Origin of the sequence: Aquabacterium sp. OR-4, assembly GCF_025290835.2 — a bacterium.
Lineage (GTDB): Bacteria > Pseudomonadota > Gammaproteobacteria > Burkholderiales > Burkholderiaceae_C > Pseudaquabacterium.
Map to the genome: position 1 here is coordinate 754,165 of NZ_JAOCQD020000003.1, position 25,649 is coordinate 779,813.

The 25,649-nt window shown below is 73.5% G+C and carries 19 protein-coding genes; 13 read left to right on the forward strand and 6 right to left on the reverse strand.

All coding sequences use genetic code 11. The features are described 5' to 3' along the window. Nucleotides 1–31 precede the first annotated feature (31 nt). From malF to N4G63_RS25120, 4 genes are read right to left on the reverse strand one after another with little or no spacing between them, the layout of a single operon-like run. Nucleotides 32–1,669 carry a maltose ABC transporter permease MalF gene (malF, locus tag N4G63_RS25105; RefSeq protein WP_260789706.1) on the reverse strand — a complete coding sequence of 546 codons (1,638 nt, stop codon included), beginning with the start codon at nucleotides 1,667–1,669 and terminating at the stop codon, nucleotides 32–34. Next, entirely contained in the window at nucleotides 1,666–2,865 is a 1,200-nt protein-coding gene (gene malE / locus N4G63_RS25110) for a maltose/maltodextrin ABC transporter substrate-binding protein MalE (RefSeq protein WP_260789707.1), read from the reverse strand. The genes malF and malE overlap by 4 nt, the downstream gene beginning before the upstream one ends. Further along, on the reverse strand, nucleotides 2,862–4,037 hold the full coding sequence (locus N4G63_RS25115; RefSeq protein WP_260789708.1) for an ABC transporter ATP-binding protein: 1,176 nt from the start codon (nucleotides 4,035–4,037) through the stop codon (nucleotides 2,862–2,864). The genes malE and N4G63_RS25115 overlap by 4 nt, the downstream gene beginning before the upstream one ends. Continuing rightward, a complete protein-coding gene (locus tag N4G63_RS25120; protein WP_260789709.1) occupies nucleotides 4,037–6,460 on the reverse strand; it encodes a beta-galactosidase in 2,424 nt (807 codons plus the stop codon). Before N4G63_RS25120 ends, N4G63_RS25115 begins: the two co-directional genes overlap by 1 nt. Nucleotides 6,461–6,937: 477 nt before the next feature. Between N4G63_RS25120 and N4G63_RS25125 the strand changes: the two genes are divergently transcribed. The 5 genes from N4G63_RS25125 to N4G63_RS25145 all read left to right on the forward strand — a co-directional run bounded on the left by N4G63_RS25125 (nucleotide 6,938) and on the right by N4G63_RS25145 (nucleotide 15,060). Next, a complete protein-coding gene (locus N4G63_RS25125; RefSeq protein ID WP_260790207.1) occupies nucleotides 6,938–9,070 on the forward strand; it encodes a beta-galactosidase in 2,133 nt (710 codons plus the stop codon). A gap of 403 nt (nucleotides 9,071–9,473) precedes the next feature. Then, nucleotides 9,474–12,155 (forward strand): TonB-dependent receptor, encoded by a 2,682-nt coding sequence (locus tag N4G63_RS25130; protein ID WP_260789710.1) that lies wholly within the window; start codon nucleotides 9,474–9,476, stop codon nucleotides 12,153–12,155. Between the two features lie 61 nt (nucleotides 12,156–12,216). Continuing rightward, entirely contained in the window at nucleotides 12,217–13,470 is a 1,254-nt protein-coding gene (locus N4G63_RS25135; protein ID WP_314600284.1) for a glycoside hydrolase family 53 protein, read from the forward strand. Between the two features lie 94 nt (nucleotides 13,471–13,564). Further along, complete coding sequence (locus N4G63_RS25140; RefSeq protein WP_260789712.1) at nucleotides 13,565–14,596, forward strand: LacI family DNA-binding transcriptional regulator; 1,032 nt, start codon at nucleotides 13,565–13,567, stop codon at nucleotides 14,594–14,596. Continuing rightward, a complete protein-coding gene (locus tag N4G63_RS25145; RefSeq protein ID WP_260789713.1) occupies nucleotides 14,593–15,060 on the forward strand; it encodes a GNAT family N-acetyltransferase in 468 nt (155 codons plus the stop codon). The genes N4G63_RS25140 and N4G63_RS25145 overlap by 4 nt, the downstream gene beginning before the upstream one ends. 4 nt (nucleotides 15,061–15,064) lie before the next feature. Here N4G63_RS25145 and cadR read toward each other — a convergent pair whose 3' ends face one another. Further along, nucleotides 15,065–15,469, reverse strand: coding sequence for a Cd(II)/Pb(II)-responsive transcriptional regulator (gene cadR, locus N4G63_RS25150; protein ID WP_260789714.1), 405 nt, complete (start codon nucleotides 15,467–15,469; stop codon nucleotides 15,065–15,067). Nucleotides 15,470–15,606: 137 nt separating this feature from the next. Between cadR and N4G63_RS25155 the strand changes: the two genes are divergently transcribed. The 7 genes from N4G63_RS25155 (at nucleotide 15,607) to N4G63_RS25185 (ending at nucleotide 23,816) form a co-directional block, all read left to right on the forward strand. After that, on the forward strand, nucleotides 15,607–16,254 hold the full coding sequence (locus tag N4G63_RS25155) for a cation efflux transmembrane domain-containing protein (RefSeq protein ID WP_260789715.1): 648 nt from the start codon (nucleotides 15,607–15,609) through the stop codon (nucleotides 16,252–16,254). 26 nt (nucleotides 16,255–16,280) lie between these two features. Continuing rightward, nucleotides 16,281–16,736, forward strand: a complete 456-nt coding sequence (locus N4G63_RS25160) for a hypothetical protein (protein ID WP_260789716.1) — start codon at nucleotides 16,281–16,283, stop codon at nucleotides 16,734–16,736. 164 nt (nucleotides 16,737–16,900) lie between these two features. After that, nucleotides 16,901–18,298 carry a TolC family protein gene (locus tag N4G63_RS25165; protein ID WP_260789717.1) on the forward strand — a complete coding sequence of 466 codons (1,398 nt, stop codon included), beginning with the start codon at nucleotides 16,901–16,903 and terminating at the stop codon, nucleotides 18,296–18,298. A 47-nt stretch (nucleotides 18,299–18,345) separates the two neighbouring features. Continuing rightward, nucleotides 18,346–18,954 (forward strand): hypothetical protein, encoded by a 609-nt coding sequence (locus N4G63_RS25170; RefSeq protein ID WP_260789718.1) that lies wholly within the window; start codon nucleotides 18,346–18,348, stop codon nucleotides 18,952–18,954. A 131-nt stretch (nucleotides 18,955–19,085) separates the two neighbouring features. Next, nucleotides 19,086–20,162 carry an efflux RND transporter periplasmic adaptor subunit gene (locus tag N4G63_RS25175; RefSeq protein ID WP_260789719.1) on the forward strand — a complete coding sequence of 359 codons (1,077 nt, stop codon included), beginning with the start codon at nucleotides 19,086–19,088 and terminating at the stop codon, nucleotides 20,160–20,162. A 10-nt stretch (nucleotides 20,163–20,172) separates the two neighbouring features. Next, nucleotides 20,173–23,307: an efflux RND transporter permease subunit gene (locus tag N4G63_RS25180; protein WP_314600285.1), complete on the forward strand. Its 3,135-nt coding sequence runs from the start codon at nucleotides 20,173–20,175 to the stop codon at nucleotides 23,305–23,307. A gap of 107 nt (nucleotides 23,308–23,414) precedes the next feature. Further along, on the forward strand, nucleotides 23,415–23,816 hold the full coding sequence (locus N4G63_RS25185) for a hypothetical protein (RefSeq protein WP_314600286.1): 402 nt from the start codon (nucleotides 23,415–23,417) through the stop codon (nucleotides 23,814–23,816). A 42-nt stretch (nucleotides 23,817–23,858) separates the two neighbouring features. Here the strand turns inward: N4G63_RS25185 and N4G63_RS25190 are convergent, their stop codons facing one another. Further along, the gene (locus N4G63_RS25190) at nucleotides 23,859–24,368 is read right to left on the reverse strand and encodes a diguanylate cyclase domain-containing protein (protein ID WP_260789723.1); all 510 of its coding nucleotides are present in this window, start codon (nucleotides 24,366–24,368) and stop codon (nucleotides 23,859–23,861) included. Nucleotides 24,369–24,444: 76 nt separating this feature from the next. On the opposite strand from N4G63_RS25190, the gene N4G63_RS25195 reads away from it, so the two are divergent. After that, nucleotides 24,445–25,461 (forward strand): Gfo/Idh/MocA family protein, encoded by a 1,017-nt coding sequence (locus N4G63_RS25195; RefSeq protein ID WP_260789724.1) that lies wholly within the window; start codon nucleotides 24,445–24,447, stop codon nucleotides 25,459–25,461. Nucleotides 25,462–25,649: the final 188 nt, after the last annotated feature.

Below are 25,649 nucleotides of genomic sequence, written 5' to 3' on the forward strand. Positions count from 1 at the left end.
GGGGTTCTCCTGGAAGGGGCGCGCGGGCGGCTCAGCGGCGGGCGCCGAACAGGCGCAGGTTCACCACCGCCAGCAGCGCGACGATGGCAAACACCAGGGTGGAGATGGCGCAGGCCAGCGCGAAGTTCTGCCCGCCATCGGAGAACGCGATGCGGTAGGTGTAGCTGGCCAGCAGGTCGGTGGCGCCCACCGGCACATCGGTGTCGAGGTAGTCGGGGGCGCCCTCGGTGAGCAGGGCGATCAGCGTGAGGTTGTTGAAGTTGGTCGCGAACGAGGCGATCAGCAGCGGCGCCATCGGCCGCGCCACCAGCGGCAGCGTGATGCGGCGCAGGTTGTCCAGCGGGCCGGCGCCGGCCATCGCCGAGGCTTCGTACAGGTCTTCGGGGATGGCCTTCAGCAGGCCCATGGCCAGGATCATCATGTACGGGTAGCCCAGCCAGGTGTTGACCACCAGCACCATGCTGCGGGCCAGCGTGGCGTCGCTGAACCAGCCCGGGCGGATGCCCAGCAGCAGGTCGAGCACCAGGTTGATCTCGCCCAGGTTCTCGTTGAACAGGCCGCGGAAGATCGGGATCGAGATGAAGGCCGGCACCGCATAGGGCAGGAACAGCGCCACGCGGTAGAAGGCCTTGCCGCGCAGCGCCTCCCAGTTCAGCGCCACCGCCAGCAGCAGGCCCAGGCCGAAGGTGAGCAGGGTGTTCAGCGCGGCGAAGGCCAGGGTCCAGGCGAACACGCGCGCAAAGGGCCCGAAAAAGCGTGCGTCGCCGAAGATGCGGCGGTAGTTGTCCAGGCCCACCGCGGTGCGAAAGCCCGGTTCGAGCGCGCGGCCTTCGGCGTCACGCCACTGGCCGGCGGCGTGGTCGGCCCGCACCGGGCGGCCATCGGTCAGGTCGCGCAGCGTGGCCGCGTCGATGCGCTGGTAGCGCGGCGACTGGTCGGACACCCGGTGCAGGCTGGCCAGGCGCCAGGCCAGGCCGTCGGGGCTGTGGAAGTCGAGCGCCTGCAGCGCCGGCAGGCGCGCCACCAGCTCGCGCGCGGTCAGTGCGCGGCCGCGGGCGGTGTCGTCGGGGCCGGCTTCGCGCAGCGCGATGCGCGGGCGTGCGGGCGGCGCGGCGGCCGCCAGGGCGGCGCCGGGCTGCGCGAGGGCACGGTCGGCGCCCTGGGCCGTGGCCTCGAAGGGGGCGCTGACCCAGGCGCGGCCATCGTCGCCGTGCAGCCAGGCCTGCAGCGGGGCGTCGGGCGCCGGGCCGGTGCGGTGCAGCGCGATGTCCATGCCCAGGCCGCGGCTGTCGGTGCGCTCGAGCAGCACGCGGGTGGCGCGGTCGAAGTCGAGCAGGTGCTGCGAGCTGTAGTTGGTCAGGCCGATGGCCACCGTGAAACCCATCGGCAGCACCACGAACACCAGCACCGCCAATACGCCGGGCAGCACGTAGCGCCAGGCCTGCAGGCGGCGCATGCACTGCACCATCAGCAGCAGGCCGGCGGCCAGCAGCAGGCCCAGGGCCCAGCCGGGCTGGCGCAGGCGCCACATCTGCTGGGCCAGGCCCAGCAGGCCCAGCACGGCGCTCAGGGCCAGTGCATGCAGCGCCAGTGCGCTCCAGCGGCTGGGGTCGGCCCAGTGGCCTCGGGGCGCCTGCCCGTTGGGCTGGCGCGCTTTGGCGGGCCTCATGCGGGGCCTCCACCGGCCACGCGGCGGGCGGCGCGGCCCAGCGCGTCGGTCACGGTCTCGCGGCCCTGGGTGACGCTTTGCACCGCGGCGTTCATGGCGCTCCAGTAGCGGCTCATCTCGGGGATGTTGGGCATGGGCTCGCCCACGCTGGCGGCGGCCATGGTGCCGCTGACCAGGGCGTCGCCGCTGCGCAGCTGCTCGGCCAGTGCCAGGTTGGCCGGCACGCCCAGCGGCACATGCGCATGCATGGCGCGCAGGCCGGCTTCGCTGATCAGCCAGTGCTCGATGAACTCGGCCGCCAGCACCGGCTGGCGGCTGGCGGTGGCGATCATCGCGCCCAGCACGCCCACCATCGGCCGGCCGGGCTGGCGCTGGATGCCGGGCAGCGGCGCCGCGGCCACGCGCAGGCCGCTGCGGCGCAGGTTGTTCCAGGCCCACGGGCCGTTGATGGTCATGGCCACGCGGCCTTCGTTCATGGCCGCTTCGCTTTCGGCATAGGTGGCCGTGCGGGGCACCAGGCCTTCGTCGACCAGGCGCTTGAGCAGGCCCAGGCCACGCTGCGAGCCGGCATGGGCGACGCCGTTGTCGGCGGCGTTCCAGCTGCCATCGGCGCGGCGGGCAAAGGCATAGCCGCCACCGGCCGAGACCAGGCCGTAGGCGTAGTAGAACTCGTTGTAGGGCCACATGATGGCGCGGCGGCCGCTGCTGCGCAGGCGGCGGTCGATGGCGAACAGCTCATCCCACTGGCGTGGCGGCTCGGGCACCAGGTCGAGGTTGACCAGCAGGGCCACGCTCTCGATGGCGATGGGCCAGCCCCAGATGCGGCCGTTCAGCCGCCAGGCCGACCAGGCCAGCGGCGAGATCGCATCCAGGGTGCGGCGTGCCGGGGCCACCGGCCGGATCAGGCCCGAGGCGGCCCAGCCGCCGGCGCGGTCATGGGGCCAGATCCAGATGTCGGGGCCCTTGCCGGCGGCCGAGGCCTGCTCGAACTTGGACACCGCGCCTTCCGGGTGATCCACCCGCACCGGCACGCCGGTGTGGCGGGTGAAGGCCTCGGCCATGCGGGCGATGCCCTCGTAACCCTTGTCGCCATTGATCCACACCACCAGCGGCGCTGGGGCCTGGGCGCGCAGGCCGGGGGCCAGGGCCAGGCCGCTGGCGGCCAGGCTGCCCTGCAGTGCCAGGCGGCGTTTCATGCGGCGGCGCCGGTGTGGGGGGCCAGCAGCGGCACCGCCTCATCGTCGGCGTTGAACAGGTGCACACGGGCCAGCGGCGCTGCCAGGTGCAGCACCTCGCCCGGCTGCGGCGTGCCCGGGCCGTCGCCGCTGCCCGGCAGGGCCAGCACCAGCTCGGTGCCCGGGCCCTCCAGGTACAGCAGCACCTGGTCGCCCAGCAGCTCGCGCCACTGCACGCGCGCCGCCAGCGGCTGCAGGTGGCCGGGCAGGCCGTCGGGCGGCACGGGGCACAGGTGCTCGGGGCGCAGGCCCAGGGTCACGGCCTCGCCGTCGGCCAGGTGCTGCGGGTTGTGCGGCAGATGCAGGGTCTGGTCGTTCGGCAGCTGCACCTGCACGCCCAGCGCATCACGCTGGCGCACCCGGGCGGGCACGAAGTTCATGCGTGGCGAGCCCAGAAAGCCGGCCACGAAGCGGTTTCTGGGGCGCAGGTACAGGTCCATCGGCGCGCCTTGCTGCGCCACGCTGCCGCGGCGCGCATCGGCGGCGGCCAGCGGCTGCAGCAGCACCATGCGGTCGGCCAGGGTCATGGCCTCGACCTGGTCGTGCGTGACATAGATCGACGCGGCGCGGCCCTGGGCGCGGTGCAGGCGGGCGATTTCGCGCCGGGTCTGCTCGCGCAGGCCGGCATCGAGGTTGGACAGCGGCTCGTCGAACAGGAACACGCCGGGCTGGCGCACCATGGCCCGGCCGATGGCCACGCGCTGGCGCTGGCCGCCCGACAGCTCGCGCGGCTTGCGCGCCAGCAGGTGATCGATCTGCAGCAGGCGCGCCACCTCGGCCACGCGCTGCTGGCGCTCGGCCGCCGGCGTGCCGGCGATGCGCATCGCAAAGCCCAGGTTGTCGGCCACGTCCAGGTGCGGGTAGAGCGCGTAGCTCTGGAACACCATGGCCACATCGCGCTCGCTGGGCGCCAGCTCGTTGACGCGCTGGCCGCCGATGCGCAGCTCGCCGCGGGTGATGTTCTCGAGCCCGGCCACCATGCGCAGCAGGGTGGATTTGCCGCAGCCGCTGGGCCCGACGAAGACGCAGAACTCGCCGTCGGCAATCTCCAGGCTGACATCGCGCACGCTCTCCACCGGCTGCTGCGCGCTGCCGTAGGCCTTGCCCAGGCGGTCGAAGATGAGGCCGGCCATCAGGCGCTTTCGCTGGCGCTGGGCGCGGGCGCCAGCAGCCGCAGCTGGCGTTCGAGCGACAGGCTGGCCTGGGCGATGCCGGCGCCGGCGATGCGCGCGCCCGGCTCCAGAAACACCGGCAGCTGCGCATCCAGCGGCAGGATGCTGACTTCGATGCGCGGGCGGTGGCCCTGGCCCAGCCAGCGGTGCAGGCCGATGGTCCACGGCGAGCCGTCGCCGAAGCGGTCGTCCACCAGCACGCCGTCGACCCACAGGCGCGCCACGTCGCCATGCCACTGCAGCTGCAGCCAGGCGCGCTCGCCGGCGGCCGGCTGGCAGGCCAGGTCGTCGGGCAGCGGCAGCCGCCAGCGGCCGGCCTGGGCGTGGTGGGCTTCGTCGGGCACCAGGGGCACCGGGCCGTCGCGCCAGGCCACCGGCGGGCCCCAGCGCAGCGGCGCGGGCGCGCCGGGCGGCTGCAGGCAGGACGGGGTCAAGGCCCAGGGGCCGGCAGACGGATCGGCGGGCCAGTGGCGCACCGCCCAGCCGGCCTGGCCCGCTGGGTCGGCGCTCATGCCGGGCAGGGTGAGTTCGTCGGCCGGCCACACGGCCAGCTCGGCGGCCTGGTGGCCGGCGCGCAGCAGCACCGGGCCGTCGGCCGGCAGGCTGGCCAGCGGGTGGCTGCTGCGCAGCAAGCGGTCGCGGCCCTGCCAGTGCAGGTGCTGGCAGCGCTCGGCGTCGGCCTGGGGCAGCAGCAGCAGGCGGTGGCGGCGGCCAGCGGCATCGGTGGCGATCAGCAGGGCCGGCGCGGCCAGCGCGGGGGCATGGGCCAGCGTGCCGCCGGCGCAGGGCTCGGCGGCCAGCGGGCCGTGGTCGAGCGTGGCCAGGCCCTCGGCGTCGAGCACGATCTCCAGCGGCACGCCCGGCAGGGCCACCAGCACCAGCACCTCGCTGCCGTCGCTGTCTTGCCAGCGGGTGAAGGGTTGCAGCGTGGCGTGGCGCAGGCGCGCGGCGCCCAGGCGCAGGCCCAGCGGCCACACGAAGGCCATGCCGGGCTGCAGGTGCAGCGGCTGCTTCAGCGGCAGGCCCAGCGCGGTGCCGGCGTCGGTTTTCAGGCTCAGCCGCAGCGGCTCGCTGGGCGGCAGGGCATGGTGGCGCACATGGTGGTTGAAGAACAGGAAGCCGTGCAGATCGGCGCCCTGCGCCCCCAGTGCGCGCAAGGCCACGCGCGGCAGGCGGCGGTCGGCCGGATCGAACGGGCCGGTCTCGGGCAGCACCGCCGGCAGGGGCGCGAGCTGGTCGCCGAAGGCGGCGCACAGCTGGTGCAGCAGGCGCAGCCGGCCCCAGGCCGGCCGCACCTGGCCGTACTGGCCCAGCGGCGCCTGGAAGTCGTAACCCCATTGCGGCACGTCGTTGGGATAGCCGGTGGCCTGGGTCTCGTTCAGCGGCCCGGTGGGGCAGACCGGGTTGGTGCCGCCGTGGTACATGTAGTAGCCGTACAGGTTGGCGCCTGAGCCGATCTGCACCAGCGCGGTGGCGTAGGCATCGTCGGCGGTCACCACCGGGCGGCGGTGGTAGCTCTGGTGCATGCCGCCACCGGCCTCGGCCAGGCAGAAGGGGTAGCGCGCCGGGTCGATCAGGCCCTGGGCCGGCGTGCCGTCGACATTGCCCATTTCGCCGATCACCCGCCGGGTGTTGAACAGGAACACGCCCGACGGCGGCAGCGGCTCGCGCGAGCCCTGCCAGAAGCCGTCGGCATAGGCGCCCGAGACCGGCAGCACCTCGCGCGCCGGGATGTCGAGCGTGGGCCATCCGGTCACGGTGTACAGCGGCACGGTCAGGCCGGCCATCACGGCCAGGCGCTTGAGCTCGGCAATGTGCTCGGCGCCGCAGCCGGGGCCCTGGCTGCCGTATTCGTTCTCGATCTGCAGGCCGATGACCGGGCCGCCGTCCTGCCACAGCAGGCCTTGCACCTGCCAGCCCACCTGGGTGTACAGCGACTGCACGCGGGCCAGATAGGCGGGGTCGTTGCAGCGCAGCGGGCCGCCGCCGGCCACCAGCCAGCGCGGAAAACCGCCATGCCGCACCTCGGCATGCACCCACGGCCCGGGGCGCAGGTAGACCATCAGGCCGGCTTCGTGCGCCAGCTGCACAAAGCGGCGCAGGTCGCGCTGCCCATCCCACTGCCACTGGCCGGGCTGCGGCTCGTGGTGGTTCCAGATCACGTAGCTGGCCACCACGGTCACGCCGCCGGCGCGCAGCTTGGCCAGCTCGAGCGGCCACTCGTCGGCCGGGCAGCGGCTGTAGTGAAACTCGCCCATGATCGGCAGCCAGGGGCGGCCATCGAGCTCGAGGCCCTGGCTGTGCACGGCCAGGCTGCGCCCGGGGCGGCCATGGTGGCCCAGGTTGAGGAAGTCGCGCTCGGGCGGCTCGGCTTGGGCCGGCACACGCAGGGTCAGAGAAGAGAGAGGGCTCAAGAGCGGCTTGGATTAAACGATTAAGTCTCGCAAATTGCACTCCGCCGAGACCGGGCTGGCAATCAGGGAAAGTCCCTGGGTGGGGCCAGACATTGTCGCATTCTCCTCGTACGACAGCGTCTGGCGCGGGCCAGTGCGCAGGCCGGGCCGGGCGCCGACGCGGGGGCATCGGTTGACAAGGCGGTTCGCGATTGCGTCCAATCCAAGTTAAGCGATTAAATGATGCACATGGACAAGCCTGAACCTCTGCCTGACACGGCCGCGCAACTGCCCGGGGCCCAACAGACCGGCGTGCAACCGACCGGCGTGCAACCGACCGGCGTGACTCAGCCCGGGGCCCCGCATCCCGGCGCCCAGCCGCCCGGTGCTCACCAGCCCGCCACCGAGGCCCCGCTTACCGCCCAGCCGGCCGCGCCGGGACTGGCGCCTGAAACGGCCTTGCCGCCCCTGTCGCTGGGCGTCTGCTACTACCCCGAGCAGTGGCCCGAATCGCGCTGGGCCGCCGATGCGCGCGCGATGCGCGAGCTGGGCCTGCAGACGGTGCGCATTGCCGAGTTCGCCTGGTCGCGCATCGAGCCCGAGCCGGGCCGCTTTGACTGGGCCTGGCTCGACCGCGCGATCGACACGCTGGCCGCCGAGGGCCTGAAGGTGGTGCTGGGCACGCCCACCGCCGCCCCCCCGGCCTGGCTGGCGCTCGACCATGGCGATGTGCTGCCGCTCGACGCGCGCGGCCGCGCCAAGGGCTTTGGCTCGCGCCGGCACTACTGCTTCAGCAGCCCGTCGCTGCATGTCGCCACGCGGCGCGTGGTGGAGGCCATGGCGCGGCGCTACGGCGCGCACCCGGCGGTCATCGCCTGGCAGACCGACAACGAATACGGCTGCCACGACACCACGCTGAGCTACAGCCCGGCGGCGCTGGCGGCGTTCAGGCGCTGGCTGGCCGAGCGCTACGGCACGGTGGCGGCGCTCAACCAGGCCTGGGGCACGGCCTTCTGGGGCCTGCAGCTGCGCAGCTTTGACGATGTGGGCTTTCCGGTGGGCCTGCCGGCGCCCGCGCTGCCGGCGCACGAGATCGACTGGCGGCGCTTTGCCTCCGACGAGGTGCTGCGCTTCAACCGCCTGCAGACCGGGCTGCTGCGCCAGCACGCGCCGGGCCGGCCGCTGCTGCACAACTTCATGGGCCTGTTTGCCGATTTCGACCACCATGCGATGGCCGACGATCTGGATGTGGCGGCCTGGGACAACTACCCGCTGGGCCACACCGAGGTGGCGCCCTTTCTCGACGAGGACGAGCGCCTGCGCTGGGCGCGCACCGGCCATCCCGACCTGGCGGCCTTTCACCACGACCTGTACCGCGGCATCGGCCGCGGCCGGATGTGGGTGATGGAGCAGCAGGCCGGCCCGGTGAACTGGGCGCCGTGGAACGCCCTGCCCCAGCCGGGCATGGTGCGCGCATGGACCTGGGAAGCCTTTGCCCACGGCGCCGAGCTGGTGTCGTACTTCCGCTGGCGGCAGCTGCCCTATGCGCAGGAGCAGCTGCACTCGGGCCTGCACCTGCCCGATGGCCGCCGCGACAGCGGTGCCGACGAGGCCGCGCAGGTGGCCAGCGAGCGCCACGCACTGCTCGCGGCACTGGCCGGCGAGGCCGGCCTTGCCCGCCCGGCCATGGCCGCGGCGCCCGGGGCCGCTGAAACCCGGGCCGCTGCCGCCGATGCCGCCGCTCAGGCCCTGGCCACGCAGCCGGCGCGCGTGGCCTTGCTGATCGACTACCCCTCGCTGTGGATGGCGCAGATCCAGCCGCACGGGGCCGACATGGCGCCGCTGGGCCTGCCTTTTGCCTACTACTCGGCGCTGCGCCAGCTGGGACTGGACATCGACCTGATCGGCCCGCAGACCGAGCTGTCGGGCTACGCGCTGGTGGTGGTGGCCGGCATGCTGCATGTGGACGACGCACTGGCCGCGCGCTTGACCGCGGCCCAGGCCGTGGTGGTGCTGGGCCCACGCACCGCCAGCAAGACGGCGCACATGGCGATCAGCGATCCGCTGCCGCCCGGGCCGCTGGCGGCGGCGCTGCCGATGGCCCTGCGTGGCGTGGAATCGCTGCGCCCCGGACTGCGCGTGGCGCTGGTGCCTGGCGGCGCCGGTGGCGGTGGCGGCGGTGGCGGTGGCGGTGGCGGTGGCGGTGGCGAAGGCCAGGCCGCGTCCCATACCCGGCGCTGGCGCGACCTGCTCGAGCCGCAGCGCGACACCCAGGTGCTCGACCGCCACGCCGATGGCTGGCCGGCCCGCCTGGCCCGCGGCCGCTGGCAGGCCCATGCCGGCGTGGTGGATGCGGCCACGCTGCAGCGCTGGCTGGCCGATGCCGCCCGCCAGGCCGGCCTGGCCCCCCAGGCCTTGACGGCCGGCGGCAGCGGCCTGCGCCTGCGCCGCCGCGGCCGCTGGCAGTTCGCGTTCAACCACGGCCCGGGCACGGCCAATGTGCCGGCCCCGCCCGATGCGGTGTTTGCGCTGGGTGGCCGCGCCCTGCCACCCGCCGGCGTGGCGGCCTGGCTGTTGCCGGAGCCGGCGTCCATGGCCTAGCCACGGCGGCTGACTCGGCCGGCCTCGGCGGCTGCAAGGGCTGGCGCCAAGGCGGTTCGGGCCGGGTCCCGAAATGGCCTGGACTGGGCTTGGATCGGGCCCGAACAAGGCCCGGACAAAGCTCGGACAAGGCCCCGGTGAGTGCCCCGGTCAGTGCCTCAAGAGAGCGCTCGATCCGGCCGCGCCGGCCGCCTGTTGGGCGCCAGCGCCACACAGCCGGGTATGCCCCGATACGCAAGCACCGCCACAGGCCAACAATGCGCAAAAGCTTAAGCGATTAAGCCGCGCCAAAAATCAAACCGATACCCAAGGATTGCAGGTGCAGCCTGCAACAAGGCGATTCATCCGGCTGCCGCTGGATGAATCGTTTGACCCGTTCGACCACGACCCCACGGAGACCCGCATGCGCCAATCCCTTCCGAGCCGTCCCCTGCGCCTGAGTCTGCTGATCCACGCCATCTGCTGCCTGCCGGCGCTGGCCGGCGCGCAGACCGCCAGCACCACGCCGCCGGCCGCGGCAACCGCGGCCACCGCGAGCACCACGGCAACGGCCGGGCCGGACGCGGCGTCGGCGCAAAGCGTCACCGTCACCGGCATTCGCGCGGCCATGCGCAGCGCGCTGCAGAACAAGGAAAACGCCACCGGCCAGGTGGAGGTGATCGCCGCCGAAGACATCGGCAAGCTGCCCGACACCACCATTGCCGAATCGCTGGCCCGCCTGCCCGGCCTGGCCGCCGGGGTCGACCGCGGCAACGCCAGCCAGGTGGTGGCGCGCGGCCTGGGCCCGCGCTTCATCGGTGCCACGCTCAACGGCCGCGAATTCGCCACCACCGAGCCCGACCGCGCGGTGCGCTTCGAGATGTTTCCCAGCGAGTCGATCTCGGGCGCCACGGTCTACAAGACCCAGCAGGCCGACATCGTGGAAGGCGGCATCGCCACCACCATCGATCTGCAGACCGTCTCGCCGCTGGCCCACAGCGCGCGTGCGGCCTCGCTGAAGGCCGACGCGGTGTACTACCAGCTCAGCAGCCAGATCGATGGTGCCAAGAAGGTGGCGCCGCGCCTGGGCGGCATCTACATCGACCAGTTTGCCAACCGCACGCTGGGTCTGGCCATCGCCTTCAGCCATTACGACCAGCCCTCGGTGGAAGACAGCCTGCGCAACTGGGGCTTCAACGAGAACAACAACGACCCCGCGCTGGGCAAGGAGTCCTGGGGTTTCCAGCACAAGGTCAAGCGCGGCACCAACACCCGCTCGTCGGTGCTGGCCAAGCTCGAGGCACGGCCCGGCGCCGACTGGCTGCTCAGCGCCGACCTGTACCACGCGCGCTCCAAGATCGACGAGCCCGAGCTGTACCACACGGCCGACACCGGCAACTGGAACGGCTGGCGCAGCGGCAGCTTCAGCCAGGTGCAGCGCGACAACGGCTACATCACCGGTGCCACGCTGGCCGGCGCCTCGGTCAACACCATCCAGGGCCTGTGGCAGCAGGACATGCGCAACCTGGCCGGCGGCCTGAACGCCAAGTGGAAGCGCGGCGCCTGGTCGCTCGAGGCCGATGTGGCCAGCTCGCGCGCCGACCGCGACACGCTGTGGTCGGCCGTGGCCCTGAACCTGCCCGCCAGCGGCGCGCTGAGCTGGAACTTCGCCCGCGACCAGTGGATGAACTACAGCTTCAGCCAGGACACCGGCAACCCGGCCGGCTACGCCGGCGCCATCTCCGAGACCTGGGGCCCCACCTACAGCGGCCGGCTGAAGGATGAGCTCGATTCGCAGCTGCTCACGCTGAGCCGCAAGGTCGACGGCAGCCCGCTCAGCAAGCTGAGCGTCGGCCTGCGCGCCACGCAGCGCGAGAAGGGCTACGAGCAGGTGTCGTGGAACTACGGCAGCAATGCCAGCATCACCGCCGCCGACCTCAGCCGCGTGCAGGTGGACGGCCGCCCCGACTTCGTGGCCCTGCAGGGTGATTTCCGCGCCGCGGTGGCGCGGCTGTTCGGCGCCTCGGCGCTCAGCGCCGCCGGCCGCAGTGCCACCGACAGCGATCTGCGCGACCGCAACTGGCGCGCCGCCGAACGCAATCTGGCGCTGTTTGTGCAGGGCGATTTCAGCGGTCAGCTGGGCGGCCTGGGCTGGCGCGGCAATGCCGGCCTGCGCGTGGTGCAGACCGAGCAGACCGGCTACGGCATGTCCTGGCTGCCCGGCGCCAGCACGCTCACCGCGGTGTCCGACGGCCTCAAGCACACCCGCGCCCTGCCCAGCGCCAACTGGGTGCTGAGCCTGGACGAGCGCGACGTCAACCAGCTGCGCCTGGGTCTGGCGCGTGCCATGTCGCGTGCGCCGCTGGATGTGATGAGCGCGGCACAGACGATCTGGATCGACAACAGCGGCCCGCAGCCGGTGGCCCGCATCTCGGGCGGCAACCCGCGCCTGAAACCGATGATGGCCGACCAGATCGACCTGACCTTCCAGCGCTTCTTCGCCAAGGGCGGCCTGCTGTCGGCCGGCCTGTTCTACAAGAAGGTGTCCGACTACATCGGCATGAGCAGCGTGGCCGGCACCTGGGGCGGCCAGCAGGCCTTCTTCACGCAGCAGATCAATGCCGGCAAGGGCCATGTCTCGGGCCTGGAGCTGGTCTACCAGCAGGCCTTCAGCACCCTGCCCGAGCCCTGGAACGGCCTGGGCGTGTTTGCCAACTACACCTACACCCGCAGCAGCATCCAGGAGAACGGCGACGCCTCGGGCGCCAGCTTCCGGCCCATCGCCACCAACGGCCTGATGAAGGACAACGGCGGCCTCACGCTGTGGTACGAGCGCCAGGGCTTCGAGGCGCGGCTGGCGGTCAACCACCACAGCGCCTACAACCGCGCGCCCACCTGGGACTCGACCCGCTTCCAGATCAACGGCGCCGAGACCTGGGTCTCGCTGAACCTGTCGCAGAAACTCACCGACCAGTGGCAGCTGCGCTTCGGCGTCGAGAACCTGGGCAACCAGACCGTCACCTACACCGACCCGCTGAACCCGGTGAACCAGGAGAACTTCCGCTTCGGCCGCCGCATCAACGTGGGCGTGAGCTACAAGCTCTGAGCCGGCACCGGCTGCCTCTGCCACTTACCCCCCGCCCACTGACGCCCGGACGCACCCCACCATGACCCTCAACCGCCGCCAGCTGAGCCTGGGCCTGGCCACGGCCGCCTGGCTGCCGGGCCAGGCCAACGCCAACGCCAACGCCAACGCCTGCCCACCCGCCGTCACCCAGCATGCGCGGGGCTTCATCGTGGGCGCCGATGTCTCGATGCTGGAGGCGGTTGAGCACGGCGGCGGGCGTTTTGCCGATGCCCAGGGCCGCCCGGCCGAGGCGTTGGGGCTGCTGCACGGCGCCGGCTTCGACTGGGGCCGGCTGCGCCTGTGGCACACCCCGGTGAACGCCGACGATGTGCGCGAGGGCGAGCGCCTGGTCTCGCGCCGCGGCGAGCCGGTGGGCGGCGGCAGCAACGACCTGGCGCTGACCATCCGCCTGGCCCGGCGCCTGCGCCAGCAGGGCATGAAGTGGCTGCTCGACATCCACTACAGCGACTTCTGGGCCGACCCCGCCCACCAGCGCAAGCCGCAGGCCTGGCGCACGCTCAGCGGCACGGCGCTGGCCGACGCGGTCCAGGCCTACACCACCGAGGTGCTGCTGCGCCTGCACGAGGCCGGCGTGACGCCCGACATGGTGCAACTGGGCAACGAGATCAACGGCGGCATGCTGTGGCCCGACGGCAAGACCTGGCGCGAGACGCCCGACGAGGCCATCGGCGGCATGAGCGGCTTTCTGGCGCTGATGGCCGCCGCGGTGCGCGGCTGGCAGGCCGCCGAGGCGCGCATCGGCCAGCGTGTGCCGGTGATGGTGCACCTGGCCCACCAGGGCGACGGCCGCAGCCGCGAGACCTTCGAGCGCATGTTCGATGCGCTGCGCGACAGCGGCGCGCGCATGGATGTCATCGGCCTGAGCTGGTACCCCTATTTCCACGACGACCTGGCCAGCCTGCGCGCCAACCTGCAGCACCTGTCTGCCCGCTACGGCAAGCCGCTGGTGGTGGTGGAAACCGCCTACGGCTGGCAGCTCGATCACCCGGTGGGCGGCGCGGCGATCTTCAACGCCGAGGCCCAGCGCAAGTCGGGCTACCCGGCCACGCCGGCCGGCCAGCAGGCCCTGCTGCAGGACGTGGCCCGCGCCGTGGCCGACACGCCGCAGGGCCTGGGCGTCTTCTACTGGGAGCCGGCCTGGCTGGCCGTGCCCGGTGCGGGCTGGCGCACCAACGACATCAACGGCTGGGCCAACCAGACGCTGTTCGATGCCCGCGGCCGCGCGCTGCCGGGCCTGCAGGCCCTGCGCGCCGCGGCACCACGCTGCCGCTGAACGCCCGGGGCCGCCCCTGCGGCCGCCCCGGCCGGCCTGGCGCAGTGGCGCGGGTAACATGCCGCGCCCGCCTCCCCCTACCCACCCCCATTGCATGACCACCCTCGTTGACGTGGCCCGCCAGGCCGGCGTGACCGCCGCCACCGTCTCGAACGTGATGCGCGGGCGCGGCAAGGTGGGCGAGGCCACCCGCGAGCGCGTGCTGGCCGCCGCGCGCGAGCTGGGCTACCGGCCCAACCTGATGGCCCGCGCACTGGTCGAAGGCCGGCCATCCACCATCGCGCTGATGGTCAGCAGCATCGCCAACCCGTTCTACCCCGAGTTCGCGCTCGAGGTCGAACGCGCGGCGCGGCGCCAGGGCTACTTTCTGCTGGTGTGCAACACCAACGACGACCCCGAGCAGGAGCGCGCCTACCTCGACGCCGTGGGCGGTGCACTGGCCAGCGGCGTGATCGTGATGAACGCCGATTTCGTGGATGCCGACGAGCTGATCGCGCTGCGCCAGCGCGGCATGCCCATGGTGCTGGGCATGTGGGAGCGGCCGCAGGAGCCGCCGCCCATCCCCAGCATCGCGGTCGACATGGAGCAGGCCGGCGTGCTGGCCGCCGAGCACCTGCTGAAGCTGGGCCACCGCCAGTTCGGTGCCATCGTCGGCAGCGAGGCCAGCGGCAACCACCGCTGGCGCTTTCGCGGCTTCGAGCAGACCCTGGCGCGCGCCGGCCTGCCGCTGCCGCCGGCCCAGGTGCGCTACGGCCGCGACAGCATCGACGACGGCCGCAACGCGGCGCACAGCCTGCTGGCCGCCGTGCCCGGCATCACCGCGGTGTTTGCCAGCAACGACCTGCCGGCGCTGGGCGTGCTGCAGGCGGCGGTAGACCTGGGCATCGAGGTGCCGGCCGAGCTGTCGGTGGTGGGCGTCACCGACATCCAGCTTGCCCACCAGATGCGCCCGGCCCTGACCACCATCGCCGTGCCCACCGCCGATGCCGCGCGCCTGGCCGTGCAGCTGCTGCTCGACGAGATCGCGCAGCGCGGCGACGGCCCGGCGCCGATGCTGGTGGCCGAGCCGCCGCGTCTGCTGGTGCGCGCCACCACCGCCAAACCACGCCGCGAGCGCCAACCATGACCCCGCCCTCCTCCTCGCCGCTGCTGCGCACCGCCGTGCCCGCCGATGCCGCCGCCTGCGTGCTGCTGCGCGGCCAGACGCGTGAAAACGCGGTGTCGGTCGAGCGCCTGCGCAGCCTGGGCATCACGGTGGACAGCTGGGCGCAAGACATCGCCGAGGGGCGCCTGTGGGGCGTGATCGCCGAAGGCCCGGCCGCCACGATGCACGGCTACTGCTTTGGCGACTGCGCCAGTGGCGAAGTGGTGGTGCTGGCGCTGCGCCCCGAGGCCGAAGGCGCCGGCCTGGGCCGCGCCCTGCTGCAGGCCGTGGTGCAGCAGCTGCGCGGCCAGGGCCACGCGCGCCTGTTTCTCGGCTGCGCCAGCGATCCGGCCGTGCGCTCGCACGGCTTCTACCGCCACCTGGGCTGGCGCAGCACCGGCCGCATCGACCGCCTGGGCGACGAAGAGCTGGAACTGCTGGACTGAGAGCTCAGGCCTTGCGCGCCGCCTGCGCCAGTCCATGCAGGATGCCGCAGTGCGCCGCGTCGCGCCCGCTGTCGCACAAGGCACGCAAGGCCTTGAGCTGCTTGTCCAGCTGCCTGAGTTCGCGCAGCCGCGTGGCCACCTCGGCGATGTGGCGGTCGAGCAGGCCGTTGACATCGGCGCAATGGTCGTCGGGCGAATCCTTGAAGCGCAGCAGCACGCGGATCTCGTCCAGCGCCATGTCCAGCGAGCGGCAGTGGCGGATGAAGGCCAGCCGCTCGGCATGCGCCGGGCCGTAGATGCGGTAGTTGCCCTCGCTGCGCGCCGGGGCGGGCAGCAGGCCTTCGCGCTCGTAGTAGCGCAGCGTTTCCACCGGCACCTGGTGGGCCGCGGCCAGTTCACCGATCTTCATGGCGGCGCATTCTCGCGCCGCCAGGCCGGCCGCAGCTGCCGCGCCCGATTGGCCCCGGCGCGGCATCCGCGTCGCTTGACTCTGAACTGGCTGCAGGGTTTCCAATGGCGGCATCGCATCCTGGGAACACGCCCACCATGAGCCAGTCCTGCGGCAGCCACGGCGGCTGCCAAGCTCCGCCCGCGGCCCGCAACCCGCGCTACCGCCGCGTGCTGTGGCTGGCGCTGTGGATCAACCTGGCCATGTTTGCCGTCGAGCTGGCGGGCGGGCTGCGCGCCGGTTCGGTGTCGCTGCTGGCCGATGCGATCGACTTTCTCGGTGATGCCGCCAACTACGGCGTCTCGCTGCTGGTGCTGGGCATGGCGCTGCAGTGGCGCGCCCGCGCCGCCCTGTTCAAGGGCCTGTGCATGGGCGGCTTCGGCATGTTTGTGCTGGGCCGCGCGCTGTGGGCGGCGCTGAACGGCGACACGCCCGAGCCGATCACCATGGGCGCCATCGGCAGCCTGGCCCTGGTGGCCAATGTGGCCGTGGCCTGGATGCTCTACGCCTGGCGCGAGGGCGACGCCAACATGCGCTCGGTGTGGCTGTGCAGCCGCAACGACGCCATCGGCAACCTGGCGGTGATGGGCGCCGCGCTGGGCGTCTTCGGCACCGGCCGCGCCTGGCCCGACCTGCTGGTGGCGCTGGTGATGGCCGGCCTGGCCCTGAGCGCCAGCCGCGCGGTGCTGCGCCAGGCCGTGGGCGAGTTGCAGGCCGGGCCGGAGCAGGCCCCGCCGCCGGCCTGAACCCCACAGCTGCTAGACTTTTTGCCATGCGTCGCTGGTTCGCGATCCTTCTGCTGGCCTTGTTGCCGCTCCAGTTCAGCTGGGCGGCGGTTGCGGCGTACTGCAGCCACGAAGCCACGCCGCAGGGGCCGCACATCGGCCACCACGAACACCACCACGAGCACCACCACGAACTCCAGCCCGATCTGCGGCTGGATGCGTCGGCCGGCGCCCTGGCCGATGCCGCATCGGGCAGCCCCGCCGCCAGCCATGGCGCTGCCAGCGAGGGCACTGCCGCCGGCGCAGCATCGGATGCGGCCACGCTGCCCGGGCTTGATCTCGACTGCGGCCATTGCCATGGCGCCTCGGCCGGCCTGCCGGCCCCTGCAGGCGCCTGGCTGCCGGGCGCGCTGGGCTCACGCCCGCCGCCCCCGGTGGCAGGCGCCCTGCCCTGCCCGGCGCCGGTGCCGCCTGAACGGCCCCAGTGGCCGCCCCTCGCCTGATCGGCGAGGCGGGTCTGCACCCTTTCTGACCCCGGTTCGCGCCGCGGCGTCCACCGGCCCTGGTTCGACACCAGCGCCGGGGCGCCGGGCCCGACGCACGGCCGCCGTACCCGGCCGCGTGCTCGCCGATCTCCCGTGTGCTGTTGAGCCCTCTGGAGCATCGGATGTTTTGCCACCCCCTTCCTCTCACGGCGCCCGGCCGGCGCCACTGCGCTGCCGCCTGGGCGCTGGCCGCCGCAGCGCTGCTGGCCCTGGCGCTTGAACCCGCCGGAGCGCAGACCACCGTCGGCCCCCCCGCGGCCAGCGCCGCGGCAGCCGCCGCGCCCGCGGCCAGCGCCTTGCCACTGACGCTGCGCCAGGCCTTCGACCAGGCCTGGGCGCGCCAGCCCGAGGCCCAGGCCTTGGCGCATTGGCGCGAAGCGGCCAGCGCCCAGGCCCGCGCGGCCCGCGCCTGGACGCCCGAGCCGGTGGCGCTGGCCGTGGCCGGCAGCAGCGACCGCTTCACCGGCCAGCAGGGCGCACGCGAGCTCGAGCTGGGTCTGGCCGTGCCGCTGTGGCGCCGCGGCGAGCAAGGCCGCAGCCAGGCGCTGGCCGAAGCCGAGGCGCAAGCGCATGAAAGCCGCAGCCAGGCCGCCCAGCTGCGCCTGGCCGCCGCGCTGCGCGAGGCCTGGTGGGCCTGGCAGCGCAGTGGCCTCGAGCGCAGCGCCGCGCGTGCCCAGCACGGCGCGCTGCAGCGCCTGGCCGCCGATGTGGCGCGGCGCCACCGGGCCGGCGCGCTGGCCCGCGCCGACCAGCACCAGGCCGATGGCGCCCTGGCCGCCGCCGAGGCCGCCCTGGCGCAGGCCGAGGCCGCGCAGCAGGAGGCCGCGCTGCACCTGGCCGCGCTGGCCGGTGTGGCCCTGCCGGAGCTGGACCGTGCCGGCGCCGCGCCAGCGGCCCTGCCCGAGCCCGAGCCCGAGCCGGAGCCGCAATCCGCGCCCGCCCTGCCAGCGGCCCCGGCCCGCGCGCCGGACGCCCTGGTGCCCAGCCCCGGCCACGCCGAACTGCGTGCGCTGAACGACCGTCGCCAGCTGGCCGGCGCCACGCTGGCGCTGCTGGCCACGCAAGGCCGCGCCAGCCCCGAGTTGACCGTGGCCACCCGCCACGAGCGCCCGGGCCATGGCCTGCCGTACCAGCAAAGCCTGAGCATCGGCGTGCGTCTGCCGCTGCAGGCCGACCCGCAGCAAGCGGGCCGGCTGGCCGCTGCCCGCGCCGAGGCGCAGGCGCTGCAGGCCCAGCTGGCGCTGGATGCCGCCCGCCTGGCGGCCGAACAGGCCGCGGCGCGCGTGCGCACCACCGGCGCCCAGGCCCAGCTGGCCGCCGCCGAGCGCCGCGCCCGGCTGGCGGCCGAAACCCGCGGCTTCATCGACCAGGCCTTCCAGCTTGGCGAGGCCGACCTGCCCACCCGGCTGCGGGTGGAGGCCGAGGCGGCCGAAGCCGGCCTGCAGGCGCAGCGCGCGCGCATCGACCTGGCCGCCGCCGTATCGGCCTGGCGCCAGGCGCTGGGCCTGCTGCCGCCATGAACCACGCCACCCGCCAGCGCGCCCCCCTTTCATCAGGACTCTTCACCATGACCCCCTTCACCCGCCTGACCCGCCGCGGCCTGGCCGCCACGCTGCTGGCCGGCAGCCTGGGCACCCTGGCCGACGCAGGTCATGACCACGGCCCGGCCCAGCCCGCCGTGGCTGGCGCCGCGCTGCCGCGTTTTGCCGCGCAGTCCGATCAGTTCGAGCTGGTGGGCGTGCTCGATGGCCGCCGGCTGAACCTGTACCTCGACCGTTTTGCCGACAACGCGCCGGTGCCCGGTGCGCGCATCGAGCTCGACCTGGCCGGCAGCCGCCACAGCGCCCAGCCGCAGCCCGACGGCAGCTACACCCTGCTGTTGAAGGCCGCGCCCGCACCGGGCCTGCTGTCGGTGACCGCCACCGTGAGCCTGGGCGCCGAGGTCGACCTGCTGGCCGCCGACCTGGACGTGGGCGCGCCGGCCCATGCCCACGGGGCTGAGCCGGGGCCGGGCGGCTGGTTCACGCCCGCCCGGCTGGGCGGGGCGCTGGGCGCCGTGGGCGCAGGGCTGGCCCTGGCCCTGGCCCTGCTGCTGAACCGGCTGCGTCGGCGCCTGGCAAGCACGGCGCCGGGCGCCGCCGCCGCGCCCGCCGGCACCGTGGGAGAGTCCGCATGAGCGCCTGCGCCCAACCAGGCCGGTCCCGGCCCGCACCCCGGCGGGTGGCTGCGCCGGCCGTGTGGCCGCCTGTGTGGCCGCCTGTGTGGCCAGCCGGCCGCAGGGCCGTGCGGCGCGCGTTGGCCCTGCTGATGCTGGCCGCCGTCGCCACGCTGCCGGCCCAGGCCGGGCCGGGCCACGAGCATGGCCCCGCGGCGCCGGCCCCCAGCGCCAACGGCCCGCAGCGTCTGGCCGACGGCAGCGTGTTCCTGCCCAAACCGGCGCAGCACCAGCTGGGCGTGCGCACCCTGCTGACCGAGGCCGCCGAGCTGCCGCGCACGCTGGCGCTGAACGGCACGGTGACCATGGACCCCAACGCCGGTGGCCGGGTGCAGGCGCTCCATGCCGGGCGCATCGAGCCCGGCCCGCGCGGTCTGCCCCAGGCCGGGCAGGCGGTGCGCAAGGGCGAGCTGCTGGCCCATGTGCTGACGGCCGTGGCGCCGCTGGAGCGCGCCGGCCAGGCCGCCCAGCTGGCCGAGCTGCGCGCCGCGCTGGCGCTGGCCCACAAGCGCCTGGCGCGCCTGCAGCTGCTGGCCGACACCGTGCCGCGCAAGGACATCGAGGCCGCCGAGAGCGAGGCCGCCAGCCTCGAGCAGCGCATCGCAGCGCTGGGCAGCGGCCTGGCCGCGCGCGAGGCGCTGGTGGCGCCGGTGTCGGGCGTGATCGCCTCGGCCCAGGTGGTGGCCGGCCAGGTGGTCGAGGCGCGCGAGCTGCTGTTCGAGATCGTCGACCCCGGGCGCCTGCGCATCGAGGCCCTGGCCTTTGATCCGGCGCTGGCGGCCGAGGTGGCCGGCGCCTGGCTGGCGCTGGGCGATCAGCGCGTGCCGCTGGTGTTTGCCGGCGCTGCCCGCAGCCTGCGCGACCAGGCCCTGCCGCTGGGCTTTCGCGCCCAGGGCGCGGCGCTGCAGGCCCTGGCGGTGGGCCAGCCAGTGCGGGTGTTCGTGCACACGCGCAGCACCGTGCGCGGCATTGCCGTGCCGGTGGCTGCGCTGATGAAGAGCCCGGCCAACCAGAGCATCGTGTGGGTCAAGACCGCGGCCGAGCTGTTTGCGCCGCGCGTGGTCATGGTCGAGCCGCTGGACGGCGTGCGCGTGGCCGTCACCGCGGGGCTGCAGCCCGGCGAGCGCATCGCCACCCAGGGCGCGGCGCTGATCAACCAGATCCGCTGAGGGCGCCGCGATGTTCAAGTGGCTTCTCGAGCACAGCCTGGCCAACCGCCTGCTGGTGCTGCTGACCGGTCTGGCGCTGATGGCCTATGGCGCATACACGCTGTCGCGCACGCCGGTGGACGTGTTTCCAGACCTCGACAAACCCACGGTCACGCTGATGACCGAGGCCGGCGGCATGGCCGCCGAAGAGGTGGAGCAGCTGATCGGCCTGCCGCTGGAGGCGGCCGTCAGCGGCCTGCCGGGGGTGGAATCGGTGCGCTCCACCGCCTCGGCCGGCCTGTCCTTCGTGTACCTCACCTTCAACTGGCAGACCGACATCTACCGGGCGCGGCAGCTGGTGTCGGAGCGGCTGGCCACACTGGAGACCAGCCTGCCCGCCGGCGTGGTGGCGCACATGGGGCCGGTCAGCTCGATCATGGGCGAGATCCTGCAGATCGCGATCCCGCTCGACCCCGCGCGCATCAGCCCGATGGCGGTGCGCGAGTACGCCGACTGGGTGCTGCGCCCGCGCCTGCTGTCGGTGCCCGGCGTGGCCCAGGTGATCCCCATCGGCGGCGAGGTGCGCCAGTTTCAGGTGCAGCCCGACACCGCGCGCCTGGCCGCGCTGGGCGTCACCCACGATCAGCTGGTGGCGGCGCTGAAGGGATTTGCCGCCAACACCTCGGGCGGCTTTCTCGAGCGCAATGGCCGCGAGGTCCTGATCCGCCACCTGGCGCGCGCGCCCGATGGCAGCACCGGCGCGCTGGACGAGCTGAAGAACCTGGCGCTCGGCGCCCGCGGCGGCCAGCCGATCCTGCTGCGCCAGGTGGCCGAGGTGAGCTTTGCCGCCGCGCCGCGCCGCGGCGATGCCGGCTTCGAGGGCCGGCCGGCGGTGATCCTGGGCATCCAGAAGCAGCCCGGCGCCGACACGCTGGCGCTCACCCGCAGCATCGAGGCGGCGCTGGGCGGCCTGCGCGTCTCGCTGCCGCCGGGCATGGACGCGCCGCGCGTCACCTTCCGCCAGGCCAGCTTCATCGAGGCCTCGATCGGCACGCTGCAAGGCAAGCTGCTGGGCGCCTCGCTGGTGGTGGCGCTGATCCTGTTCTTCTTTCTCGGCACGCTGCGGCCCACGCTGATCGCGCTGACCGCGATCCCGGTGTCGATCTGCATCACCGCGCTGGTGTTCCACTACTTCGGCCTGTCGATCAACACCATGACGCTGGGCGGCCTGGCCATCGCCATCGGCGGCCTGGTGGACGATGCGGTGGTGGATGTGGAGAACATCATCCGCCGCCTCAAGGCCAACCGCGCACTGCCGGCGGCGCAGCGCCTGGCACCGCTGGCGCTGGTGGCGCGGGCCTCGCTGGAGGTGCGCTCGGGCATCCTGTATGCCACGGTGCTGATCGTGCTGGTGTTCCTGCCGCTGTTTGCGCTGCCGGGCCTGGAGGGCCGGCTGTTCGTGCCGCTGGGCGTGGCCTTCATCGTCTCCACCCTGGCCTCGCTGCTGGTGTCGGTGACGCTCACGCCGGTGCTCAGCCTGTGGCTGCTGCCGGGCATGCAGAACCTGGCGCATGGCGACACGCGCGTGCTGCGCTGGCTGAAGGCGCGCTACGCCGTGGCGCTGCGCGGGGTGCTGGGCCGCCCGCGTGCGGCGCTGGCCGCGGCAGCGCTGGCGGTGCTGCTGTCGGCGGCGGCGCTGCCCTGGTTTGCCACCAGCTTCTTGCCGCCCTTCAGCGAGGGCACGCTGCTGATCGGGCTGCGGCTCAACCCTGGCATCACGCTGGACGAGTCGTCGGCGCTGGCGCGCCAGGCCGAACGCCTGGTGCGCCAGGTGCCCGAGGTCACGCATGTCGGCCGCCGCAGCGGCCGGGCCGAGCTCGACGAGCATGCCGAGGGCGTGCATGTCAGCGAGCTGGACGTGGGCCTGAAGCCCAGCGCCGAGCTGCGTCGCAGCATGGACGAGATCCGTGCCGACATCCGCGCCCGGCTGATCAATCTGCCGGCGGCGCTCGAGATCGGCCAGCCGATCTCGCACCGCATCGACCACATGCTGTCGGGCGTGCGCTCGCAGATCGCGATCAAGATCTTCGGCGAGGATCTGGACGCGCTGCGCGGCCAGGCCGAGACGCTGCGCGCGCGGCTGGCGGGCATTGCCGGCCTGGCCGACCTGCAGGTCGAGAAGCAGGTGCTGGCGCCGCAGATCCGGGTGCTGGTGGACAGCGCGGCGGCGGCGCGCCACGGCCTGCCGCCCGCGCAGGTGCTGGCCACGCTGCAGGGCCTGGTGGCGGGCGAGACGGTGTCGCAGGTGGCCGAGGGCGGGCGGCGCTTTGCGCTGGTGCTGCGCCTGCCCGAAGCCGCGCGCGGCGCCGAGGGCCTGGGCCAGCTGATGATCGGCACGCCGCTGGGGCCGGTGCCGCTGTCGCGCCTGGCCCGCATCGACGAAGGCGACGGCCCCAACCAGATCAGCCGCGACGACGGCAAGCGCCGCATCGTGCTCTCGGCCAATGCCTCGGGGCGGCCGCTGTCGGAGGTGGTGGCCGACATCCGCCGCGTGGTGGCCGACACCCGGCTGCCCGAAGGCGGCTTCATCACGCTGGGCGGGCAGTTCCAGGCGCAGGAGCAGGCGTCGCGGCTGATCGGCCTGCTGTCGCTGCTGTCGCTGGGCCTGATGTTCGTGGTGCTGCACCAGCGCTACCGCTCGGCGGTGCTGGCGCTGCTGGTGATGGTGAACGTGCCGCTGGCCCTGGTGGGCGCGGTGATCGGCCTGGCCTGGTCGGGCCAGCCGCTGTCGGTGGCCGCGCTGGTGGGCTTCATCACGCTGGCCGGCATCTCGCTGCGCAACGGCATCCTCAAGCTCAGCCACTACCTGCACCTGATGCGCCACGAGGGCGAGGCCTTCGGCCTGCCGATGATCGTGCGCGGTTCGCTCGAGCGCCTGAGCCCGGTGCTGATGACTGCGCTGGTCACCGCCTTTGCGCTGGCGCCGCTGCTGTTCGAGGCCGAGCGCCCCGGCACCGAGATCCTGCACCCGGTGGCGGTGGTGATCTTCTCGGGCCTGGTCAGCGCCACCCTGCTCGACACCCTGCTGACGCCGGCGATGTTCTGGCTGTTCGGCCGCCGCCCGGCCGAGCGCTGGCGGCAGACCGAACCGGCCGAGCCGGCCTGATGGCCGGGTCGCCTGATCGCCTGATGGCCTGATTGCCTGATCGCCTGATTGCTGCCAACGACTCCCCTTCACGCGTGCCCGACACGCCCTGACGAAAGACCTTGAACATGACCCCCATCGCCTGGCTTCGCGCCCTCACCCTGACCCTGGCGACCACCGGCGCCGCACTGGCCGCCGACAAGGCCCACGGCCCCGGCCACCACGACCACCAGCCGCAGCACGGCGGCGTGGTGGTCGGGGGGCGCGAGTTCGACCACGAGCTGGTGGCGCGGCCCGAGGCCATCCGCCTGTACGTGCGCGGCCATGGCCAAGCGGTGAACCTGGCCCAGGCCAGCGCCCGCCTGGTGCTGCTGAACGGCAGCGAGAAGCAGGAGGTGACCCTGCTGCCGGCCGGCGGTGACCGGCTCGAGGCCACCGGCAGCTTCAAGCTGGGTGCCGGCACCAAGGCGGTGGCGGCGCTCACCATCGGCGGCCGCGCGGCCGGCACGGTGCGCTTTGTGCTGAAGTAAGGCGCTGCCGGGCGGCTGCGGGCCGCGTGGCCCATGGGCTGGTCAGCCGGTCAGCCGGTCAGCGGCGCCGTGTCGGCACGGCGCGGCGCCGCCCACCTGGCGGTTCTGGCCTTCCAGCTCGAAGGGGCGGCCCACGGCGGCCAGCACCTTGTCGCCCACGCTGCGGGCGATGGCGGCATCGCACACACCGGTGAGCAGAGTCGCGAACTCGTCGCCGCCCAGGCGGCACACCAGGTCGGTGTCGCGCACCGCGCGCTGCAGGCGCCGCGCCACACCCTGCAGCAGCTGGTCGCCGGCGGCATGGCCCAGCGTGTCGTTGACGGCCTTGAAATGGTCGAGGTCGATGTACAGCAGCGCCAGCTCATCGCCTTCACCCTGCAGGCGCTCCTGCTCGCGGCGCTGCATCGTGGTGTCCTGGCTGATGCCCACGAAGCCGTCAAACACGCCGTCCAGCTTGATCGGCAGGCAGCTCAGCGCCAGCCAGGTGGTGCCCTCGGGCGTCGGGTAGTCGAGCACGAACTCCACCGCCTCGCCGGCAAAGGCCTGCTTCATGAACGGCCGGCCCCGGCCCCGGCGCCGGCCCTGGCACCAGCCCCAACCCCGGCGTGAACGATGCGATCATGGCCGCATGAACTCTTTCGCATGGGGCCTGGTCGGGCCGGGCCGCATTGCCCACACGTTTGCCGAGGTGGTGCAGCAGCGCGCCGGCATGCACCTGCACACGGTGCAGGGCCGCGATGCGGCGCGCGCCCAGGCCTTTGCCGGGCAGTGGGCGCGGCCGGGCCGGCCGGTGCCGCAGGTGGCCGCCAGCCTGGCGCAGATGCTGGCCGATCCGGCCATCGACGGCGTCTACATCGCCACGCCGCATGCCCAGCATGTGCAGGCCATCGAGGCCTGCCTGCTGGCCGGCAAGCCGGTGCTGTGCGAGAAGCCGCTGGTGGCCACGCAGGCCCAGGCCCAGCGCGTGGTGGCGCTGGCCCAGGCCCGCGGCGTGTTCTTGATGGAGGCGCTGTGGACGCGCTTTCTGCCGCTGTATGCCGGCGTGCGGCAATGGCTGGCGGCGGGCGAGATCGGCGCGGTGCAGCATGTGCAGAGCAGCTTCTGCTTTGCTGCCAACCCCGATCCGGCCGGCCGCATGTGGAACCCGGCACTGGCCGGCGGCGCGCTGCTCGACCTGGGCGTCTACAACCTGGCGCTGAGCCGCTGGGCGCTCGAAAGTGCGCCCGGCAACTGCCCGCCGCTGGCCCGCCTGCATGTGGATGGGGCGCTGGCCGCCACCGGGGTGGATCGGCGTGTGGCCGGCACCCTGGTGTTCGAGGGCGGCGCGGTGGCGCAGTTCGTCTGCGCGGGCGACGGCAAGGGCGAAAACGCGTTGTCCATCCAGGGCGAGCGCGGCCACATCCGCGTGGCCGAGCCTTTCTGGGGGGCCACCCAGGCCACGCTGCAGCGGCCCGGCGAGCCGGTGCTGACCCTTGATCGCCCGCACGAGATCAACGGCTTCGAGGGCGAGATCGACGAGGCCGTGCGCTGCGTGCGCGCCGGCCTGGGCGAGAGCCCGGCCATGCCGCTGGCCGAGACCCTGGTGCTGGCCGGCTGGATGCAGGAGATCCGCCGCCGTCTGGGCGTGGTCTACCCCTTCGACTGACAAGGTGGGAATGAACCTGCTGCGCGGGCCCATGGCGGCGCTGCGCGACTCGCCGTGCGGGTGTGCGGCTGCTTTGCTCGAGCCACCCTGCGCCCGCTCGCGACGGTTCCTTCACACCCTCTGAGCAAGCGCCACCGAGCCCGCTGCGCGGGCAGCTGGCGCCAATCGCCCTGAGCCTGCGCGCGACG

Excerpts from the sequence above, each read along its gene's own strand:
- malF (WP_260789706.1), bottom strand. The coding sequence starts at position 1,669 with ATGAGGCCCGCCAAAGCGCGCCAGCCCAACGGGCAGGCGCCCCGAGGC.
- malE (WP_260789707.1), bottom strand. The coding sequence starts at position 2,865 with ATGAAACGCCGCCTGGCACTGCAGGGCAGCCTGGCCGCCAGCGGCCTG.
- N4G63_RS25115 (WP_260789708.1), bottom strand. The coding sequence starts at position 4,037 with ATGGCCGGCCTCATCTTCGACCGCCTGGGCAAGGCCTACGGCAGCGCG.
- N4G63_RS25130 (WP_260789710.1), top strand. The coding sequence starts at position 9,474 with ATGCGCCAATCCCTTCCGAGCCGTCCCCTGCGCCTGAGTCTGCTGATC.
- N4G63_RS25135 (WP_314600284.1), top strand. The coding sequence starts at position 12,217 with ATGACCCTCAACCGCCGCCAGCTGAGCCTGGGCCTGGCCACGGCCGCC.
- N4G63_RS25140 (WP_260789712.1), top strand. The coding sequence starts at position 13,565 with ATGACCACCCTCGTTGACGTGGCCCGCCAGGCCGGCGTGACCGCCGCC.
- N4G63_RS25145 (WP_260789713.1), top strand. The coding sequence starts at position 14,593 with ATGACCCCGCCCTCCTCCTCGCCGCTGCTGCGCACCGCCGTGCCCGCC.
- cadR (WP_260789714.1), bottom strand. The coding sequence starts at position 15,469 with ATGAAGATCGGTGAACTGGCCGCGGCCCACCAGGTGCCGGTGGAAACG.
- N4G63_RS25155 (WP_260789715.1), top strand. The coding sequence starts at position 15,607 with ATGAGCCAGTCCTGCGGCAGCCACGGCGGCTGCCAAGCTCCGCCCGCG.
- N4G63_RS25160 (WP_260789716.1), top strand. The coding sequence starts at position 16,281 with ATGCGTCGCTGGTTCGCGATCCTTCTGCTGGCCTTGTTGCCGCTCCAG.
- N4G63_RS25165 (WP_260789717.1), top strand. The coding sequence starts at position 16,901 with ATGTTTTGCCACCCCCTTCCTCTCACGGCGCCCGGCCGGCGCCACTGC.
- N4G63_RS25170 (WP_260789718.1), top strand. The coding sequence starts at position 18,346 with ATGACCCCCTTCACCCGCCTGACCCGCCGCGGCCTGGCCGCCACGCTG.
- N4G63_RS25175 (WP_260789719.1), top strand. The coding sequence starts at position 19,086 with ATGCTGGCCGCCGTCGCCACGCTGCCGGCCCAGGCCGGGCCGGGCCAC.
- N4G63_RS25180 (WP_314600285.1), top strand. The coding sequence starts at position 20,173 with ATGTTCAAGTGGCTTCTCGAGCACAGCCTGGCCAACCGCCTGCTGGTG.
- N4G63_RS25185 (WP_314600286.1), top strand. The coding sequence starts at position 23,415 with ATGACCCCCATCGCCTGGCTTCGCGCCCTCACCCTGACCCTGGCGACC.
- N4G63_RS25190 (WP_260789723.1), bottom strand. The coding sequence starts at position 24,368 with ATGAAGCAGGCCTTTGCCGGCGAGGCGGTGGAGTTCGTGCTCGACTAC.
- N4G63_RS25195 (WP_260789724.1), top strand. The coding sequence starts at position 24,445 with ATGAACTCTTTCGCATGGGGCCTGGTCGGGCCGGGCCGCATTGCCCAC.